The sequence below is a fragment of the Cytobacillus oceanisediminis 2691 genome (genome assembly GCF_000294775.2).
Classification (GTDB): Bacteria; Bacillota; Bacilli; order Bacillales; family Cytobacillaceae; genus Cytobacillus; species Cytobacillus pseudoceanisediminis.
Genome location: NZ_CP015506.1, coordinates 3,227,315 through 3,246,603 on the forward strand (window position 1 = coordinate 3,227,315; position 19,289 = coordinate 3,246,603).

At 39.2% G+C, this 19,289-nt stretch carries 16 protein-coding genes; 1 reads left to right on the top strand and 15 read right to left on the bottom strand.

Translation table 11 applies throughout. From position 1 onward, the window contains the following. Positions 1-3: 3 nt before the first annotated feature. The 8 genes from A361_RS16225 to A361_RS16265 form a co-directional block, all read right to left on the bottom strand. Entirely contained in the window at positions 4-1,233 is a 1,230-nt protein-coding gene (locus A361_RS16225; protein ID WP_019382249.1) for a dihydrolipoamide acetyltransferase family protein, read from the bottom strand. Between the two features lie 18 nt (positions 1,234-1,251). After that, the gene (locus A361_RS16230; protein ID WP_019382250.1) at positions 1,252-2,280 is read right to left on the bottom strand and encodes an alpha-ketoacid dehydrogenase subunit beta; all 1,029 of its coding nucleotides are present in this window, start codon (positions 2,278-2,280) and stop codon (positions 1,252-1,254) included. Positions 2,281-2,344: 64 nt separating this feature from the next. Further along, complete coding sequence (locus tag A361_RS16235; protein WP_019382251.1) at positions 2,345-3,340, bottom strand: thiamine pyrophosphate-dependent dehydrogenase E1 component subunit alpha; 996 nt, start codon at positions 3,338-3,340, stop codon at positions 2,345-2,347. A 1,008-nt stretch (positions 3,341-4,348) separates the two neighbouring features. Further along, positions 4,349-5,452, bottom strand: a complete 1,104-nt coding sequence (locus tag A361_RS16245) for an ABC transporter permease (protein WP_019382253.1) — start codon at positions 5,450-5,452, stop codon at positions 4,349-4,351. Beyond that, positions 5,452-6,717: an ABC transporter permease gene (locus tag A361_RS16250; protein ID WP_019382254.1), complete on the bottom strand. Its 1,266-nt coding sequence runs from the start codon at positions 6,715-6,717 to the stop codon at positions 5,452-5,454. The genes A361_RS16245 and A361_RS16250 overlap by 1 nt, the downstream gene beginning before the upstream one ends. Positions 6,718-6,730: 13 nt before the next feature. After that, positions 6,731-7,663: an ABC transporter ATP-binding protein gene (locus A361_RS16255; RefSeq protein ID WP_019382255.1), complete on the bottom strand. Its 933-nt coding sequence runs from the start codon at positions 7,661-7,663 to the stop codon at positions 6,731-6,733. A gap of 117 nt (positions 7,664-7,780) precedes the next feature. Further along, a complete protein-coding gene (locus A361_RS16260; protein ID WP_019382256.1) occupies positions 7,781-8,413 on the bottom strand; it encodes a response regulator transcription factor in 633 nt (210 codons plus the stop codon). Positions 8,414-8,627: 214 nt separating this feature from the next. Next, positions 8,628-9,749 (bottom strand): sensor histidine kinase, encoded by a 1,122-nt coding sequence (locus A361_RS16265; RefSeq protein ID WP_019382257.1) that lies wholly within the window; start codon positions 9,747-9,749, stop codon positions 8,628-8,630. A gap of 386 nt (positions 9,750-10,135) precedes the next feature. Here A361_RS16265 and sigJ point away from each other — a divergent pair, with 386 nt between their 5' ends. Further along, positions 10,136-11,011 (top strand): RNA polymerase sigma factor SigJ, encoded by an 876-nt coding sequence (gene sigJ / locus A361_RS16270; protein ID WP_019382258.1) that lies wholly within the window; start codon positions 10,136-10,138, stop codon positions 11,009-11,011. Between the two features lie 111 nt (positions 11,012-11,122). Here the strand turns inward: sigJ and A361_RS16275 are convergent, their stop codons facing one another. The 7 genes from A361_RS16275 to A361_RS16305 form a co-directional block, all read right to left on the bottom strand. Continuing rightward, entirely contained in the window at positions 11,123-11,599 is a 477-nt protein-coding gene (locus tag A361_RS16275) for a carboxymuconolactone decarboxylase family protein (protein WP_019382259.1), read from the bottom strand. Between the two features lie 541 nt (positions 11,600-12,140). Beyond that, positions 12,141-13,145 (bottom strand): HNH endonuclease, encoded by a 1,005-nt coding sequence (locus tag A361_RS16280; protein WP_019382260.1) that lies wholly within the window; start codon positions 13,143-13,145, stop codon positions 12,141-12,143. A gap of 35 nt (positions 13,146-13,180) precedes the next feature. Further along, positions 13,181-13,504, bottom strand: coding sequence for a nucleoside triphosphate pyrophosphohydrolase (locus A361_RS16285; protein ID WP_019382261.1), 324 nt, complete (start codon positions 13,502-13,504; stop codon positions 13,181-13,183). Between the two features lie 20 nt (positions 13,505-13,524). Then, complete coding sequence (locus A361_RS16290) at positions 13,525-14,373, bottom strand: nuclease-related domain-containing protein (RefSeq protein WP_019382262.1); 849 nt, start codon at positions 14,371-14,373, stop codon at positions 13,525-13,527. Between the two features lie 509 nt (positions 14,374-14,882). After that, positions 14,883-16,511 (bottom strand): DUF6119 family protein, encoded by a 1,629-nt coding sequence (locus A361_RS16295; protein WP_019382263.1) that lies wholly within the window; start codon positions 16,509-16,511, stop codon positions 14,883-14,885. A 339-nt stretch (positions 16,512-16,850) separates the two neighbouring features. After that, positions 16,851-17,639: an HNH endonuclease gene (locus tag A361_RS16300; protein WP_162272006.1), complete on the bottom strand. Its 789-nt coding sequence runs from the start codon at positions 17,637-17,639 to the stop codon at positions 16,851-16,853. A gap of 400 nt (positions 17,640-18,039) precedes the next feature. Further along, positions 18,040-19,197, bottom strand: coding sequence for a DNA cytosine methyltransferase (locus tag A361_RS16305; protein WP_019382265.1), 1,158 nt, complete (start codon positions 19,195-19,197; stop codon positions 18,040-18,042). Between the last annotated feature and the right edge of the window lie 92 nt (positions 19,198-19,289).

A 19,289-nucleotide genomic window follows, 5' to 3' on the forward strand; every position in this document is an offset into this window, starting at 1 on the left:
TTTCTATAAAAGCATCGTAACCGGCTCTTCCAAAAACTGTTTGACTGTTTGTAAAAACGCTGCTGCCGGTGCTCCATCAAGGACACGGTGGTCAAACGTCAGACTGAGAGGCAGGATGCTTCTTTTTTCTATTGTTTCCCCCTTAAAAACCGGCGTATCATAGACAGCTCCGACCCCAAGGATCCCTGATTCCGGCGGATTTAAGATTGGGGTAAAATGTTCCACACCGTAAGAGCCAAGATTACTGATCGTAAAGGTAGATCCCTGCATCTCCTCGCTGCTCAGCTGCCCAACTCTTGCCTTCTGTGCCAACGTTTTAATGCTACTTGACAATTCAATGAGTGAACACTTTTCAGAATGGCGAATAACTGGAACAACTAAGCCCTTATCAATAGCAACTGCCATTCCAAGATGCACATGCTTAAATAAATGGATTGTTTCATCGATATAGGCACTATTCATTTGCGGATGCTGCTGAAGCGAAAGCACCACTGCCCGAGCGATAAAGTCAGTCACCGTCAGTTTATTCTCATAACGGTTTTGGACCGTTTCGGCTGTTTGCTTCTGCAATGAGATTAATTCCGTCACATCCACCTTCATGTTTATCGTCAGCTGTGCGGTCTGCTGCAGGCTATCATGCATTCTGCCTGCAATAACCTTTCGAATGCCAGAAACCTTCATTTCCTGGGCCTTTTCAGCTGTTTCCAAGGCGGGTTTGTCCATTTGCTTCTCTTCTACCTTTTGCACACGGGATTGTTTCAAAGCTTCCTGGACATCTTCCTTTGTAATTCTTCCTCCAGGTCCTGTGCCCTGGATTTCACTAATATTGATGCCGCCCGCTTCTGCCATTTTTCTGGCTACTGGAGAGATTTTTACGCGGTCTCCACCGGTTTTCACCTGCTTGCTCTTCTCTGGTGTTTCTTTTACTGGAGATTCGGCAGCTGCTTTAGTCTCCTCAGTTTGTACAGAGGCACTCACCGGAGCAATTTTTTCACCAGGATGGCCGATATAACAAATAACAGCTCCCGGCGGGACTCCTTCCCCTTCAGGAACGGCAATTTCCAATAATGTTCCTTCTGCTGGAGATTCTACATCAATTTCAATTTTTTCCGAGCTGACACTTGCAATCGGTTCTCCTTTTCCAACCCGATCCCCGACCTGCTTGTTCCATATGGATACCGTTCCTTCCTTCATAGCCATTCCCAATTTTGGCATTACAACTTCTACTGACATGGTTATCCCGCCTTCCCATTACACTTCAAGAGGTGTTCCTAATAACTCCGATACCACTTTCACCACTCGTTCTGCTTTTGGCAGATAAATATCCTCAAGCGGCGGAGAGAATGGTACGGGAGTATGAGGAGCTGTGATCCGTTTGATTGGTGCATCAAGGTAATCGAATCCTTTGTCAGCCACCAGTGCGGCTATATCTGTCGCTATACTGCACCTAGGATTCGCTTCATCAATCACAATGAGTCTATTTGTCTTTTCTACTGATGAAAGAATCGCTTCTTCATCCAATGGCGAAAGGCTCCGCGGATCGACAACTTCAATTTCAATTCCTTTTTGAGAAAGCTGTTCCGCAGCCTCCAATGCGGTATGAACCTGCTTCCCTATGGCTACAACCGTCACGTCTGAACCTTCCCTTTTAATATCTGCTTTGCCGATTGGAATCGTATAATAGCCTTCCGGGACATCACCTGTCATGTTATAGAGGGTCTTGTCTTCAAAAAAGATGACAGGGTCATTATCTTCGATTGCAGCAAGCAATAAACCCTTTGCTTCATATGGGGTTGATGGAACGACCACTTTCACACCAGGGATTGCAGTAAATAGTGCATATAAACTTTGAGAATGCTGGGCAGCGGCTCTAAATCCGGCGCCATGCATCGTTCTGATCGTGACCGGAACCTGGGCCTTTCCGCCAAACATGTAACGGAATTTTGCCCCCTGATTTAAAACCTCGTCCAAGCAGCTGCCGATAAAATCATTAAACATTAATTCGGCAATGGGACGCAGTCCGGTAGATGCAGCAGCCATCGCTGCTCCCATATATCCCGCTTCCGTAATCGGTGTATCTAAAATCCGCTCCCGCCCAAATTCCTGGACAAGACCTTTCGTAACCCCAAGCACACCGCCCCATGCATCTTCATCCTGCAAATGGTCCACCTGAGCTCCGCCGGCAACATCCTCACCCATTAGAATGACATTCTCATCCTTGCGCATCGCCAGTTTCATAGCCTCATTGATGGCCCCTGACATACTTACCTTTCTTGTCATGAAAGACTCCTCCTTTTATTTAAAGTGTCCTTTAGTCAAAACATTGTCTTGTATACTCTTAAAACTAATAAGAGACATATACGTCCGTTAGCAGCTCGGATGCATTCGGATATGGACTTTCTTCACTGAACTTTACAGCCTGATTCACTGCTGCCTCAACAGATTTTTCAATTGCCTCAACTTCCCTTTCAGCAAGCAGCTGCTCATTCAACAAATGATTTCTAAAGAGGAGAATGGCATCTTTATCCTGCTTGTGCTCTGCTTTTTCCTGATCTGCTTTGTAGGTTTGGGCGTCTCCCTCAAAATGGCCATAATTCCGGTATGTCACACATTCAATAAGTGTAGGACCTTCCCCGCGTCTTGCCCGCTGAACAGCTTCTTCAGCAGCCTGGTAAACAGCCAGAACATCCTTCCCATCCACCTTGATGCCAGGAATATTGTAGGCAATTGCCCGGTCCACAATGGACTTACAGCTCGATGCATACGAAAATGGCGTCGCTTCCGCATATCCATTGTTTTCAGCAACAAAAACAACCGGAAGCTTCCAGATCGCAGCCAGATTAATTCCCTCATGGAAAGTCCCATGGTTCTGGGCACCGTCACCAAAGAAGCAAACGCTTACATTATCAGTCTTTTTAAACTTGGCTGTTAGTGCTGAACCACAGGCGAGCGGAAATCCTCCACCTACAATTCCATTGGCTCCAAGCATGCCTTTATCAAAGTCGGCAATATGCATGGAACCTCCCTTGCCTTTACATAGCCCTGTGACTTTTCCATAAATTTCAGCCATCATGCCATCCAAATCACAGCCTTTCGCAATACAGTGCCCATGTCCGCGATGGGTGCTTGTTATGCTGTCCTTGTCATTTAAATGCGCACAAACCCCAACAGCGACCGCTTCCTCACCTGCGTATAAATGAACAAATCCCGGCAGGATTCCTTTTGCAAACAGCTCATGAACTCGATCCTCAAACTGACGGATCTCAACCATTTTTTGATACATCCACTGGGCTTTCTCCTTTGATAAAGCTACATCTTTACTGCTTTCCAATGCTTTCATTCTTTCAGCCTCCTTGGAAAAATAGATTTCAACTAAATTAATTGCAAGAACCGTGCCAAGATAGCAAGCCGCTAAATTCAGCAATTTTTGTATAATTTTGCTCGAAAAAAATAGACAAAACGAGACAGTGTCTCGATTTGTCTACTTATGTTCCTACTAAAAAGGATTTCTATTTTGCAGACGGAAGAATCCAGCCAGCACCAAAGAGAGCAGCATCCATCATGGTTTCGAGTTCTTATTTCTCTTTGGCTTTAGCAGTTGCTTTTTGCTTATAGAGCTGAGAAAAAAAAGTAAATGAAATTGCTTAAAATATTTACTAAAATAAAACATTTCGCCTTTGGTGTTTTTGGTATAATTTAGTAATAAATTCAAAGGTGGTTACTATGAACTATTTTTTAAGTTTTGTTCTAGCTGTATCTCTTACTTCATTGTCTTATTTTTTCGGCAGTATCCTTACAAAGAATGCTATTTCTGTTCTAGCAGCATTCATAATCGGTACTTCAGTAGTGTCTTTAGGATCCATTACGGAAGCATTAGGTGCCCCCATCTGGTTAATTGTTTTAATACCTTTTCCTGTTGGGATGTTTCTGCTCTATCTTTTTATGAAAAAACCTTTGCCTATTTGGTTTCTTACCTATATAACAATATTAGCTTTGTATTCTGTCATTCACGTCATAATGAGTTACTTTTTTAACTTCCACTCATTAATTCCTGCTTGGAAATTGTCGTAATTTAATTTAACGGTAATCCTCTTGGATTCCCTGAAACCAGGCCCCTCTGTCATTGAAGTTATGAATTAGTGCAAAGGGAAAGCTAAGATGCAGACTCCTTGGAAAATTTATTTCATCTCCTTTATTCGTGCCAAAAAAAGAAGTCAATAATACTAGCAATTCTGTGAAAAAAACGTTCAAAAAATAGACAAAACGAGACAATGTCCCGATTTGTCTATTTTAATTTCTATTCATAAGGAAGAGAGCTAAAGGGTTAGCGAAAGAACCCATCCCATGCTTACCTCCTGCCCCGTTCCCCTAAATTAATCCCAATCCCCATATAGATAACGGCAATCAGCAGCATAAACGAAACCGGCAGCAGAATATCACTCCAGCCTGCATCAAAAAGAGCAGCATCCATCATCGCCTCAAGCGCATAACCCATAGGGAAAAGGTCAGCAATAAAGGTGAATACCGGATTATCCATTACACCCGGCGGCACATACACACCGCTGATAATCGGGATAATCGGAATAACAGATGGATAAACCATGTTGAACTTTTCCGGCGTTTTGGTCAAGCCGGCAACCAGCATAGCCAAGCTTACACTGCTAAATGTAAACACGGCGGCAATCGTCAGAATAAGGGAAAGCGGCCCTATTTCATAGTTCATGACATATTCGAATACCAGAAAAACAGCGGCCATTTGAAAAAAACCAATGAAAAAGCTATACAGCAGATGACCGGTATACATATTGGTTTTACTTACTGGTGAAAGGTTCAGACGGTTCCATACCCCGCTGACTTTATCCGCATTTATGCCATTAACCTTAAATCCAATGGTGAACATGGCAATAAACAGGGTAAAGCCAAACAGCAGCTGGGTCCCCATATTATGGCTAGTCAATTCTCCGCCATTCACGCTTTCGGTGTTAACGGTCAGGGGCGGTTTTTCCAGGTAGCGATCGATTTCTTCTCTTAATTCAGCTGTATCAGCAGAGCCTGCAATCGCCTGAAGCTGTGCTTCCTCCATAAATACTTTATGGACCTCCTGCTCGATCAGCTGGATATTGGGCATATCAGAGGCGGTTATTAAGCGATAATCCTCTTCCATCAATAGAATGGCAACATCCCTTTTTCCCTCTCTAACCTGTTCACGTGCTTCCTCTTCTTCTGATATAACATATTCGGTATTTTCATTATCCTTATTTAATAACTTTACCCATTTTTGTTCAATCTCCTCTGCATTTGGCCCGGAGGCAAACACAGAAACAGTGGTATTCGTCTGCCAGGCTGAGTTTCCAAAAATGAGGGTAGCTAAGATGCTCAGGCCAATAAATGTCAGGATTAGGAGCGGTTTTCGTTTGTCCTTTAGAAATTGCGCGTAAAACACTGGATACATCAGCTTCGCCCCCTTTTTGGAAAGATTGACACACTGATGGCAAAACAAATGATAAATACACCCATTAGAAAAATAATCGGGAAAAGCAAGTCATTGAAATGACTATATTGAACCCATTCAATAAGGGCTGTCTGTGTCAGGCCATTCGGTGTCCATTCGCCGATTTTTTGAATCGGGTCCGGAAGTCCTTCCAGCGGGAAGAAGCTTCCGCCCAGAACGCCAAACCCCATAATGACCAGGGTAGATATACCACTTGCTGCGTTGGTGTCGCTTAGATGGAGTGTTAGAGCCGTAAATAAAGCGGAAAGTCCCCCTACCGTTAAGGCAAATGCGATCAGGACAACCATTAATCCCGCCCAAAACGTGAATGATTTATCCGGAAATACATCTAACAGCAATTGAACAACCGTCAGGGTAATCGCGATTTGCAGAATGGCGAGAATAAAAGCGGATACCGTTTTCCCAATTAAGAAGGACAGCGGATGGCTATTCGTTAATAAAATCCGATTGAACACCTGCTCCCGCTTTTCTGTCATCGTTTTTAACGAAACCGTTTGAGCCATAAATAAGGCAAAAAGGGTACCAATTGCGATTGAGAAATATTGGGAAATCGTATACGCATCCGCACCATCATCGCCTTCAACCACTTCCTTGCCTCCCTTTGGCAAAATGGGTTCTCCCGTAGCCTGGACTCCTTTACTCCCAAGGGCAAACTGCGTATTTACCGTATTTACAAAGGTATGGACAACTTCTTGAAGCGTGCTGACTTCTGACGATTCCTCCTCGGATAAAATCGTTACGGACCCTTGAGATGTTTCCCCTAATAGAACACCGGATAACGATTCAAACGTAAACCCTTCTGGAATTTTAATAATCGCATCCAGATCCCCGTTTTTCACTTGTTCCGCCGCTTCCTGTTCACTGAAGTTTTTTACAGTCACCCAATCCTTCAAATCAGAGCTGTTCAGAAAATCATGAATAAGCTTTACAGGATCAAGCTTATCTGCTTCTGCAAGTAGTACACTTTTTTCTTCGGAGGATAATCCCTTCGCTTCCACAGCAGCTGCAAATTGTTCCTTCCCCTTCTTCACATTATCTTCCTGCACCACTGAAATATCTATTTGCATCGCTTTTTCATCCTTAAAAAGGCCAGAAAAGGCAAAATTCAAGATCACAATGATCAGGATGGGGAGCAATAATGCCATTAAGATCTCTTTGCGGTCTCTCCAGAAAACCAGAAGATCTTTTTTAATAAAAGCGCCCATTTTTCACCTCTCCTTAATCCCGCAATGTTTTACCTGTCAGGTGCAGAAAGACGTCCTCCAGGCTTGGAATTTCGACTTGATAGTTCATAATTTGAATGCCTTCTTTTTCAGCAGTGTGCACAAGGCTGCTCAAAAGATGATGATTCTTTTTTGCCAGAATGCGAAGGCCCTCACTCGTTTGTTCTACTTGAAGGACATCTGGCAGTGTTTTAATTTTGTCCGTGAATGCTTCACTTCTCTTGCTGAGCTGAACCCCGATGGTATCTTCACTGGATAAAATACTCAGCAATTCTTCCTTGCTGCCAGTTGCGATAATTTTTCCGTGATCCATAATGTAGACCCGATTGCATAATTGCTCGACTTCCTCCATGTAATGGCTCGTATACAGGACGGTAGTGCCCTCGGTTTGATTTAATTCCCGAACCGTTTCTAATATATGGTTTCGTGACTGGGGGTCAATGCCGACAGTCGGTTCGTCGAGTATGAGGATTTTCGGATTATGAAGCAGTGCAGCAGCGATGTTGATTCTTCGTTTCATTCCGCCGGAAAAGGTTTTAATCAGTTCCTTTTGGCGATCCTTTAAGCCAACCATGTCCAGCACTTCCTGAATTCGGACTTCTAAGGTCTCTTTCTCCACCCGGTAGGCTTTTCCGAAAAACTTCAGATTTTCATAGGCTGATAGCTCCTCGTATAATGCGATTTCCTGCGGGACTACCCCCAGCACTTTTCTGAGATCAGAAGGGTTTTGAATCGTGCTTTTTCCGTCAAGCTTCACATCCCCGGAAGTCGGCTTAATGAGGGATGCAATCATGGAAATCGTCGTTGATTTACCTGCGCCGTTCGGCCCGAGCAAACCGACTGATTCGCCTGTATGCAGGTATAGGTTAATTTCATCCACCACTTTTTTATCTTTAAAACTTTTCGTCAGTTTTACTGTTTCGAGCATGGTTCCACACTCCTTTATTTAGTTGATACATTTAAGATATAAAAAAGGAAACAGCATCACTACTGTCTCCCGTCACGAGTTATGTATTTCACCATTACTTTCATCATTTTATCTGAATTAGACAAGGTTATGGCGGATGGCATAGATGGCGAGCTGTGTCCGGTCTCTTAAATCCAGTTTCGTCAAAATCTGGCTTGTATTATTTTTTACGGTGCCTGTGGAAATGGCGAGCCGTTCTGCGATTTCGTTATTGCTGAGCCCTTCTCCAATGCATTTTAGGATGGCACGTTCCCTGGGTGTTAGAGAAGGATCTGGTTCCTTTGTGTCCTGCTGTTTCATTAATTGAGGGACGACCTTTGCAGCCACCCCTTCTTCTATGGATAATCCGCCCTTTAGTGCACTGCGGATCGAACGGAGCAGTGAATCCGTGTCACCGTTTTTTAGGATGTAGCCGCTCACGCCTATTCGAAGGGCCTCCATGACATAATTATCGTCATCGAAGGTTGTTAGCATTAGGATTTTGGTATGGGGCCAGCGTGATTGGATGATCTTTGCCGCTTTTAGTCCATCCATTACAGGCATGCGGATATCAAGAATGGCAATGTCAAATTGCCTTTTTTCACAAAGGGCGATGGCTTCTTTGCCGTTATCTGTTTCGCCTGTGACTTTGTACTCCGGTTCGGTTTCAATCATCATTTTTAAGCCTTGTCTTACCATTACCTGGTCTTCTGCCAGGAGTATTCGAATCATGGTTTTCACCTCTATTCTCATAGATTTTCTTTGAATTTTGCCCGTTGATTTCCGCTGCAGGCACTCGCTTTCCGTGGGGCTACCGGGAGCCTCCTCGCCGCTGCGCGTCTGCGGGGTCTCCCCTGGTTCGCTACTCCCACAGGAGTCTCGCACCTTCCGCTTCAATCAACTCAGAGATTATACTTAAATAAGCGTTCAAAAGCCTTTACGAGAACTACCTTATTTTAATGAATCCGGTAACTATGAAATGTCCTTCAGTTTGGTACACCTTCAAACCACCATTATGCTTCTCTAAACGCTGCCTCATTTGGCTTAGTCCGAATCCTTCCTGATAGCCCTCCATTCCAGTGGCTGGGTTCCGAATTTCGAATCGGAATATGCTGCCGCCTGGTGCTTCGAAGGTGATTTCTGCTTCTTTTGCATCACTATGCTTCATGATATTGGTTAATGCTTCTTGGACTGATCTGTAGATCACAAAGGATTGTTCACCAGTCAACGGGGCAGAAAAGGCACCGTATTTGACGGAGAAATGAATGTGCATCATATTTTCCAATTCGAGCCTGCGAATTAACCGCAGGATGCCAGGAAGCCCGCCGGTGTCATTTGCCTTAAGAGATTTTACGGCCCTGCGTGTTTCGTTGAGGCTTTCATTAGCCAGTTCCTTTAATGATTCCACTCTTTCCTTTTCGTCCGTAGAGGTTTGCAGACGAAACATTTCGAGCTGCATGATAAGGGCGGTCAGCTTATGACCAACTGAATCATGGATTTCATGGGCAATCAGGACCCGCTCCTCTTGCCTGGCAACCTCCTCCTCTGAGACAGCTCTCCGTTTTAAATCGCGAAATTCACTGAAAATAGCCTCATGGCGTGCTTCCAGATCCATGAGATGATCCTTGTTTTTTTTATAATGGATGAGAGCAATCAAAAGGAAAAGGATAAATACAGTTATGAAAGTCTGAAGGAACCAGCCCAGATTACTATGTAAAGTGGTGAACCCTAATGCGATTGCAGCAATTGCCCCATTCACTATACTGTATCGAAACGGTAGCCGATAAAAGCCCTCAGCGATTAGAAGGGAAAGGATGAGAATTAGAAAGGGATTAAAATGATCATTGTAGGGAAACAGGGTTGCTACTGCAATAATCGTATTAGTACCTAATATGAAAAATAAAACAATGGGCTTTTTCTCGATCAAAGGAACGAGAAAAAATAGCAGGAAATAAAATGCCACTCCAAATATGTAAACTGGCAATTTATTTATAGGAAGGTTAAGATAAGCAATCGCAAAAGGCCAAACAACCATATTTAATAGGATCCATAGCCAGTAGGATTTCATATTATGACCCCATTTCTTAAGGGTTTACAACTGTAAATTTTATCATTTAATAACCAAATTAACCATATTTTGTTCTTACAAGCAACGTGGGTCAGATATAATATATATAAAATCCAAGTCTTATAGTAAATTCACCTGTTTTTGAAAAAGTCGCCCTTCATTTACTGCTATATATTTACTAGAAAGTGGTATTTCAACTCCACAGCCGTTTATAGTTAGTAAAAAAACAAACTCTTCCTAAGCCATCACATAATAAGTACCACGAGTTATGTACAATTTCAGGAGCAGATCTTCTATTTGTCACAAAAACCCTCCTTTACTCGTTTTATTTTTGTAGCCTTTGCTTAGAATCAGCATTTGGCACAATAAGATTGGAAGTGAAAAAGATGCAAGAAATGTACATGCAATATAAAGGATTGCTGTTTAAGCTCGCCTATCAATTGACAGGATCTGTCTCTGATGCAGAGGATGTTGTGCATGATGTTTTTTTGAAATTATATGATGTTCCAAAGGAGAAGCTATCTGAGCCTAAAGCTTATCTTTGTAAAATGGTCACAAATCGATGTTATGATTTACAAAAATCGGCGCGCAAAAAACGGGAGCAATATTTGGGGGAATGGCTTCCAGAGCCCCTGTTTCAATCGAGTTCGAGTGACGATTCTATAGAATCAGTCGAGCGGGGTGATTTATTGTCTTATGCGATGATCGTCCTGCTTGAACGGCTTACACCAGCGGAGCGTGTTGTTTTTGTCCTGCGTGAGGCACTGGGCTTTGACTATGAAGAAATTGCAGAGCTTACGGAAAAAAGCACGGTGAATTGCCGTAAACTGTTCAGTCGTGCACGTGCAAAAATGGGGATTACCTCTGAAGAGCTTGTTCATACTGAAACAGCCCCTAATGAACTGATTACTGACTTTCTGGCAGCACTCAAACAGGGGAACATGAAGCGAATGGTCTCTATGCTTGACCCTAATGTTATACTGGTCTCTGATGGAGGAGGAAAAGCAAAGGCTGCTATTTTTCCAATTAAAACGAGTGATCGCGTTGTTCGCTTTCTTCTCGGCGTTTTAGGCAAAGCATCAATGGTTGAGGGAACCCTGCAAATGGAAATCAGTCAAATTAACGAACAACCTGCTTATATCATAAGAACCCATGACGGCATTCATACAGTAGGAATCATTCATGCAGAGGGAAATTTGATCCGCAACATATACATTATCCGAAACCCCGATAAACTGAAGCATACAGGAGTATTAAGGTAGCATTCAGGTTCTATTTATACAGGGACCGGTAAGATGGTTAATTCCATCCTACCGGTCCCTTTTGTTTGACTCAATCTATAAAAGCCCATCATATTCTCAGGTTTATACCACTCATAGTCCAGCTTTAGTCAATCCAAAAGCTGTGTCAGCAGAACCCGGCACTGTTTTGAAAGCTATGCTGATACGGTTCCAGGCATTGATTGCCATGATGGAGAAGGTAAGATCTGATAGTTCTTTTTCTGATAGCAGCTCACGAACACTGTCATAAATATCATCAGGAACACCGTGTGCAGGCAGCTTAGTCAAAATCTCAGTCCATTCAAGCGCTGCTCGTTCGCGTGGGGTAAACAGAGTGGATTCGCGCCAAATCGGAATATGATAAAGGCGAAGCTCACCCTCGCCATGGATCTTTGCCTGCTTGATATGCATATCCACGCAAAATGCACATCCATTCATTTGTGAAGCTCTAATGTGAACGAGATGAATGATTTTCTCCTCAATTGAACTTTCCTTCTCAGTATTGCTTAGTTCCATCATCTTGTTAACAAATTCTGGAGATTGTTGCATGTAGTTAATTCGTTGTGTCATTATTGTTTACCCCTTTTCTTTTATAATTTTATTTTCTTATAGCATGTAATCTAGGACTATAACTCTTTGGATCCCCAAACTTAAGCTTAATGTCCTGACTGTCATCGTTTTTTGTTTAGCATTCTACCTTGATTTGTTTCACCACCCTCTCTTGGTCCTGCTCACAAATATAACGATGCTGGGATTCCTTTTGTGACACATATGATTGTAAAAAAACAGTTTAGTTCATAAAAGGAGAAGAGTAATGGGGTAGATATATATTGAACGAACTTTTTTAAAATAATCCAAATCTAGTTATGAAGCATGTGGCTCTAATTTGCGTATAAGAAAGAATTCATATTGGAATAGTACCAACAAAAAAGAATAGTCGATTTTTCTATCGACTATTCTTTATCTAAATAATAAGTGCGAGTCATTACAAAAATAATTCTATTAAAATCTTCAATGGCACTTACCAAATTAATAATCAGCTAATTTCTCAGGCTATATGTTTACAATATATTCTTTGATGAGTACAATAGCATGAATTGCATAAAATAAATTAATCCCCTGCAAGCTTTTTCCTCGGCACCCATATATCCGTATATCCGTTATCAATGGAATATTCATATAGATCCTTCAGTTTTTTGCTTGTGTATACCATCATGTCTTCTCTTATTTTAAGCTCAGGCATAGTAAGGAAGTTTCCATTTCGATCAATCAGGGTTTCCAAAAATACATCTGTTGCCAGTTTATCATTTTTAGAGAGATTGCAGGCTGTACAGGCAATCACTAAATTCCATAGCTGATCCGCTTGAACAAAGCTCCAGGGGATAAAATGATCTACATGGGCTTGTTCCTTCTTCTTGATAGTTTTACCGCAATAAAAGCATTTCCCACCATAGAAAGAAGCAAGCACTTGATAAAAAGGATCTAATGATGAACGTTTGGAGACATTTTCAACCTTAAGTAAAAGCCGAGAAGTATCTCCTTGTTCATTGAACTTTTCTAGAAAAATAGCCAATTGATAGTTGGACATATACTTCAACACGCGCTGATAGCGCTGCATAAAAGAAAAGAAAGCAGGATTAAAGCGGAGGACTTCTTGTTCATTATCAAAATCAAAAATAGTTCCGGAGGTATCTCCATATATCGCTCCCATTACATTGACCTTGCATTTCTTTTTTACCTTATTCACGATAAAGATTTGCAATTCGTTTGATAGCTTATCGAAAACAAAGGTGTTCGGGATTTTATGCTTTGATTGCACGTTAAGCAAAATGCTCTGAACCTCTGCTTTCTTGCCCACCATATTAATTTGGTTAAGATCATGATGAATGACGAGATTCCAATAAATTTTTGAAAAACTGTTAAATAAAGAATCATAATGCAGCTCCAATTTTTCATTCGCATTGTAGAGATTCTCGATTAAAGACTTAATCAAAACGAATTTATATGTTGTTGAGTTTCTCGATTTTGATGAAAAGATATAATTAAAGTGCCCCCATATTTCTTTGTCGGTTAAATATGAAGCTTCCATTTCACCAACTTGCAGTTTATGACTCATACTTTCTCTTTCCCCAATCCATTAAAATTTTATGATTAATCTTCAACCTCAATTAGGAATACTTTATCTTGAAATCCACCTCTTTTTTCCGCTTTACTTTTACGGATTTCATCCACATCCCGGATTGTAGAACCATGAACTTTGGCCAATGCATGAAGGATTTCCAGTATATCTGCCAGTTCCTCGATTGCTTCTTCATCAGTTTGTGCTTTAACGTATTCCTCTAGCTCTTCGAAGCTCTTTTTCTTTAATTCCTCTATGTATTTTTCATTATCTAATATTCTTGTTGAACACTTTTTTCCGTTTCGAGCAATAACCTCTGGGATACGGTCTCGTACAAGTTTATTGTAGATAGGCATTTTCGACTCCCTTTAAGTAATTATTTGTATAAATCTTTTTGATGCCCAAAACAATAGATCTTCCCATTAAACCTTTTATTCGACAAACAAAATGCTTTCACTTTGTCCGAAACAGTTTTGTTACATACGCAACATTTTTCCGGCTGACTTTCCTTCGTAACTGTCTCTTTTTTATTGGACTTACTTTCTTTTAGCGTTTGCACATGCTTCTCTCTAATTGATGGATCTGTTATATTTGTTGCATAAATTGCGTCATAAATCATTAAAACCTCACTATCATTAAGCAAAGGCTCTTTATGCTGCAGTTTTAGAACCGATACTTTCCTATGTATGTAATCGAATAATTCCACGTCATATACAATTAAGTCATTAGAAGCAATTTTTCTAAGTTCGAGGTCATCAATTTTAAACGTGCAGCGTTTCGTAAAGGAAACCATTGAAATAAATAGATGATGGTATTTTTGATCAAGGAAGTTTTTTAATGCTTGTATATGTCCATAATTTTGAATAAATGGATTCATCATTTTAAACTTGCCATTTACGGACCATGTTTTTCTATCTTTTCCTCCATAAATGGTTCCTTGATAATTTTTAGTTTCTATTACAAAGACACCAAACGGAGTAATCACTATATGATCAAGCTGTGAATAACCTGTCTTTGCTTTTGGGTTTTCAACTAGCAAATCGCTCAGATGCTTAAAATCTTTCGGAAGCTGATGTAATTGAATATCGATTTTGTATTCTCCTAACTCACCTATACGGGTAGCAACCTTTTCAGTCTTTTTCTCTTCTATTTGATCTAATGTTATTTTTGGATTTTGCTGTTCTTCATCTTTTCTCTTTTTAAAAAAGCTAATTAATGGTATCACTATGCTCTCCTTACTAATTGATAGCTTATTTAGTATAGTATTAATATACCAGTTAGATGGAAGAATTGTACTATTTGGAGAAAATAATTAACTACAATTTTGAAACTAAAGTCAAATAGTTATTTACGTATAGGAGGACATCCATTGAAAAAAATAATAAAGGCTACGTAGCAATAATTGAAAATAGAATAGGAATATTTTATGACTAAAAACAGTAGTGTTTTACCTAATATTGTTTATTTTCATTAAAAAGCATATATAAAAAAGGCCTTGAAATGACTAGCATCTCAAGGTCCCTGTATTAGTGATTTCGACTGGGTTCGAACCAGCGACCTCTACCCTGTCAAGGTAATCCTTTAATTAACCTTTGATGTACTATGTTAACTCCAAGGTTAAGATTACTATGAGTTACAACAACATTTTTATAGGTACTTTTACCTATAGTATCCCCTAATTAACCTTAAGAATGTGACCGAAAAGGTGACCAATTTAACGTATTGATCAAATAGTTAATTTACAACTGCAACCACTTCATGACTTACTGGTATCTTATATATTTCGACCTTTATTCCTAATCTCCTTATTAAATTTACATGATGTAACAAGTTTACTTTACTAAAGAAAGGTAGTACATTCCTAATATCATCGGTTTTAGATGTAGATATGGCATATACTAAAGTACATTCATTGAAAGGAAAATTCTGTTGGTTAAAATTTACTCTAGGGAATTTTTCTAAAGCCTTATTTACTAGAGATTGTCTATATTCACTAGATTCTCTCAATAGTTGCATTGAAACTGACCCCTGTGCAAAAAGATGACTTAATGTAGCTGAACGAGTTTCTTTTTTTACACAAACAAAATGCTTATCCTTGGAGAGTAAATCGCAAACCTCAATCTTACTTCTTGAGTTTCGAATTTGGAAATTCTGTTTATCCATATTTAAAAAGTAATCTGAATTCTGTCTATCATTATAACTTCCCTCTGATTCATCAATTAGTATAGGTGTAAGAAAGGTTGGATCCTCAACAAGTGGCACCCTCATTATTTCTTCCTGTATTCTAGAAAAGTAATCATTATCAATCTTATACCAATTGTTTAATGAAAAAATGTAAGTATTCTCGTTTAATTCAGTTTGGAAAATAATAAAATGATTTAAAGTGACTGGTGAAGTTACTGGATGTTCTGCTTCATCAAACCCAATAATTTTAATTTTTTTAATATGGTCTGCTGAGTCAAACACTACACCCTCTTTATCTAATAATGAATAGAGATCCATTAAGTTAACTTCTTCAGTTTCCACAGTTTTCGTACCCTTTTTTATTTTATAACTAGAACACTTTTCATATTCAATCATATCAGGATATGCTAAAGAGATATTATGAGTTTCACGCCTGTTAAGGGCTTGAAATAGATTATTATTTAAATCCGAAGTTACATCCCCGTCCTTGACTATTTTAACGTTATCTATAAAGCCAAAGTTTTCTTTGTAATCATCACTGAGAAACAAATCCAATAATTGGTTGCATTTTTCTCCTAGTGTGGCAAAGGTTACATCACTGTTTAAACTAAGTGAAGAAGTAGATCCCTTTATAGATGTTCCAATTCCCTCATCCCTTGATTTTCCTGATACTAAGTTAATAAGATCTTGTTCAAAATTGAGATCAAATTCGCCTAGTTCACTACCCTTATTTATTAGGACTCTTTTTTGCTTTGTTTTAAGATCAATATTTCTTACGTCAAATGCCTTTAATTCTGTAGAATCAATAGAATTAAGTGCAACTTTTAATCCGAAATTGTTCTCCAAATTGTTCCTATCAATGGCTGTAAATCCAAAGCCTCCCGTTATAGCAAAAAAATAATCAGTCTGATTCTTATTAACCTTTACTAGAATAACAAATGAATTGACAGTATTCTTTATGTCGTCCCTGTTAGGAATCTCTAGATCATTTTCTAATAATGTTATCCATTTTGGTTCCTTTGTTCTGTTTCTTTGTATAAATACTTTAAATTCAAAACCTAATTCTGTATTCCTAGGCTGTAACTCAAAGTAGTTATTCTGTTCGTTAACTTTTTCAGGTAATATTAGCTGATTGAAATTAATAACATTTTCATTAAAGAGATAGTATGATAATTTCAATAAATAGCACCTCCCTAAGATTCGAGTGAAATCAGTATATTCTCTGAAAATATAATACCATAATTTTCAACTCTCACGGCAAAGGTTTTACTTTTTTTTACATAAAGAGGTCTATACTGCAAACACCACTCAAATCTTAAACTCCATGTGTACATTAGCTTTATAAGCTCAATAAATTACTGTCTTTCAGTTTCCTTTAACAATCCATTCAAAAATTTAATATTAATATTGGAGTTTAAAAAGACTTTAAGCTCAAGGTTCTAATTAATAAACTGACCTAAAATTTCTTCTCCATGAAATTCCAAGTAATCTTGAAGATATGATCTAATTTTGTTTCCCTTATCCTTTCTTATTAACTTCTATTATTTGTTGTAGATCTTCCACTTCCATTACTCTATCTCTTCTGCGGTGTATCATACTATGACAGTTTGAACATAAAGGAACTAAATCTTTTGAAGGATCTATAATTGTTCCCTCTTTGATATCCGAGAGCGGAATAACGTGATGAACTTCAATAAAATTCTTGGCTAAATCTTTTCCATAGAATTTATCAAAATTGAAATTGCAAGCTTTACAGGTTGTTCCATGTATTTCAATCGCTTTGGCCCGATTCTTAAGACTCCGTTCATAACTGACATGAATTTTAACCTTTTTGTCCCCTTCTTTGTCTGCTATAAATTCTCTTTCTATTAGGCTCGTTTTATTCTGCTCTGTAGAGAGAGCACTAGCGCTTACAAACAGACTTACAGAAGTGGATAGAATAAAGATACTCGGTTTATCAGAATTTATTTTAAAATCTACTAAAAATACTCTTCCATAATAAGTAAAATAAGTGTGATGGATATCGCGATAAAAAAGAAAAATTGACTCGTTATTTATCTCTGCATTAATTAACCTTTGATCGTTGAAATGACTAATTTCCCCCTCCATATGAAGTAGACCTTCCTCTATGAAGTAATCGTTATACTGAGTATCTGATTTTTGCTTAATCTTAGTTACAAAAAGGATAATTTTATGATCATTTGCTGGAGTGATAATCCCGCGACTGATTGCTTGTCTCCCTTTATACCCCCATACTAATGATAAAGCATCACGATCATATTTCTTTCCTATTTCTAAACTTTCCATACTAATTGGCATAAATTCAATCCTCTCGATTAATATTTCCCGAAATATTATTCATAACTACTGAAAACCTTCCTATTATAGTCTTTAAACGTGTTTTGTAAGGACATTATAATTCAAAAAAATACAAATAATCCTTTTATATTGACATACACAAAACAATGTACGATCAATAAATGTTAATTAAAATTTCGAATGTCTCCATTCTTTTACAACTAAAAAGCAGCCTGCCTCATAGATGATTGAAAGAAACTGTGCAACTTATTTTAAAAGAAGAACAACATGTCTTGACAATGAAGGCATCCAATAACTCGCCTAATAGTTACTCTGATTTTTGACTATATTCCAATGTCGAATTCAAAAAAAAAGCCCCCTATTCAGGGGACTGATGGGATGAAATGTTCTAGGCATTCACTTCAACCTTTGTTGTTTCAACATCATCTATTTCGACCTTCTTTTTGCCCTTCAAATTCTCTAATTGAAGCTTGGGTGTTGGGCGAACAGCCTTATAGCTCATTCCTGCAAAGGACATTAGGATTGCTTCAAATACTATCTGCGCTCCCTGTGGAGGGACGGCCATTCCAATTTGCTTTCGGACTTTCTCTTTGCTTCCACAAAAAATAAAATCATCAGGAAATGTCTGAAGGCGGGCGCGTTCTCTGTTAGTCAAAGCACGAGGTTCTTCCCAATGATACATATGGGTTCCGCCCCCGCCGCTTCCAGTAACCGTGTATGCTGGTCTGTTAGGATCAAGTCTTTTATAAATTGAACTGAGTCGAGCCCCTTTTACGTTCAATCGCAGGTGCTCATCTATGCCAGGGTACCATGCATTTTCTCCGGCAGGAATTTGCATCAGCATGTCTTTTACCTTTTTTGTATGCTTAGGCATTTCATGATTAGGAGCTCCTTCTGGAATTGCAGGATAAGTAATAGCCTCTAATGAGGTTTTGTACTTGTCAGGAGTAGTCGGTGCAGGAACTTTAAACTCAACTCCCTCTTTTGATAAATCATTGCGAATACCAACAATTATTATTCTGTGTCTTGCTTGTGGCACCCCATATTCTTCAAATTTATAAAGATGGGGTGTTAATTTATAGCCGCATTCTTCAAGTTCTGTGAGAATTTGAATAAAGGCTTGTCCCTCATTAGCGCTTTGAAGGCCACCAACATTCTCTGCAACAAAGAACTTTGGCTGATACTCTTTCAGGACTTTTACTCCGTATGAATAGAGAGGTCCAAAGGTGCCATTAAGTCCATGTTTTTCTCCCACTTGGCTGTAATCATTGCAGGGAAATCCAAATGCAAAGCAATCAATTTCACCAAGTATCTCTTTATTTCCAATTGGCAGCTCTTCTACCGAACCATGATGTACAGATGGATCATTTATGTCTCCGCATATATTTAGAGCGAACGTTTCACAAGCACTGCCATCATAATCATTTGACCATAAGTGCTCTATCTTCCACTCTTCTCCTGTTAACGGATGAATGACTTTAGCATTTTTTGCGCCTAAGCTTAAGCCTCCTGGGCCGTTAAATAGCTCTCCTTTTTTAAATATCATTATTATCGCTCCTTATCACTAAATAGGAATATATGTTCTTGCATACTGGTATGCTATTATTCTACCACTAATAACATAAAAAAGCAGCTCTA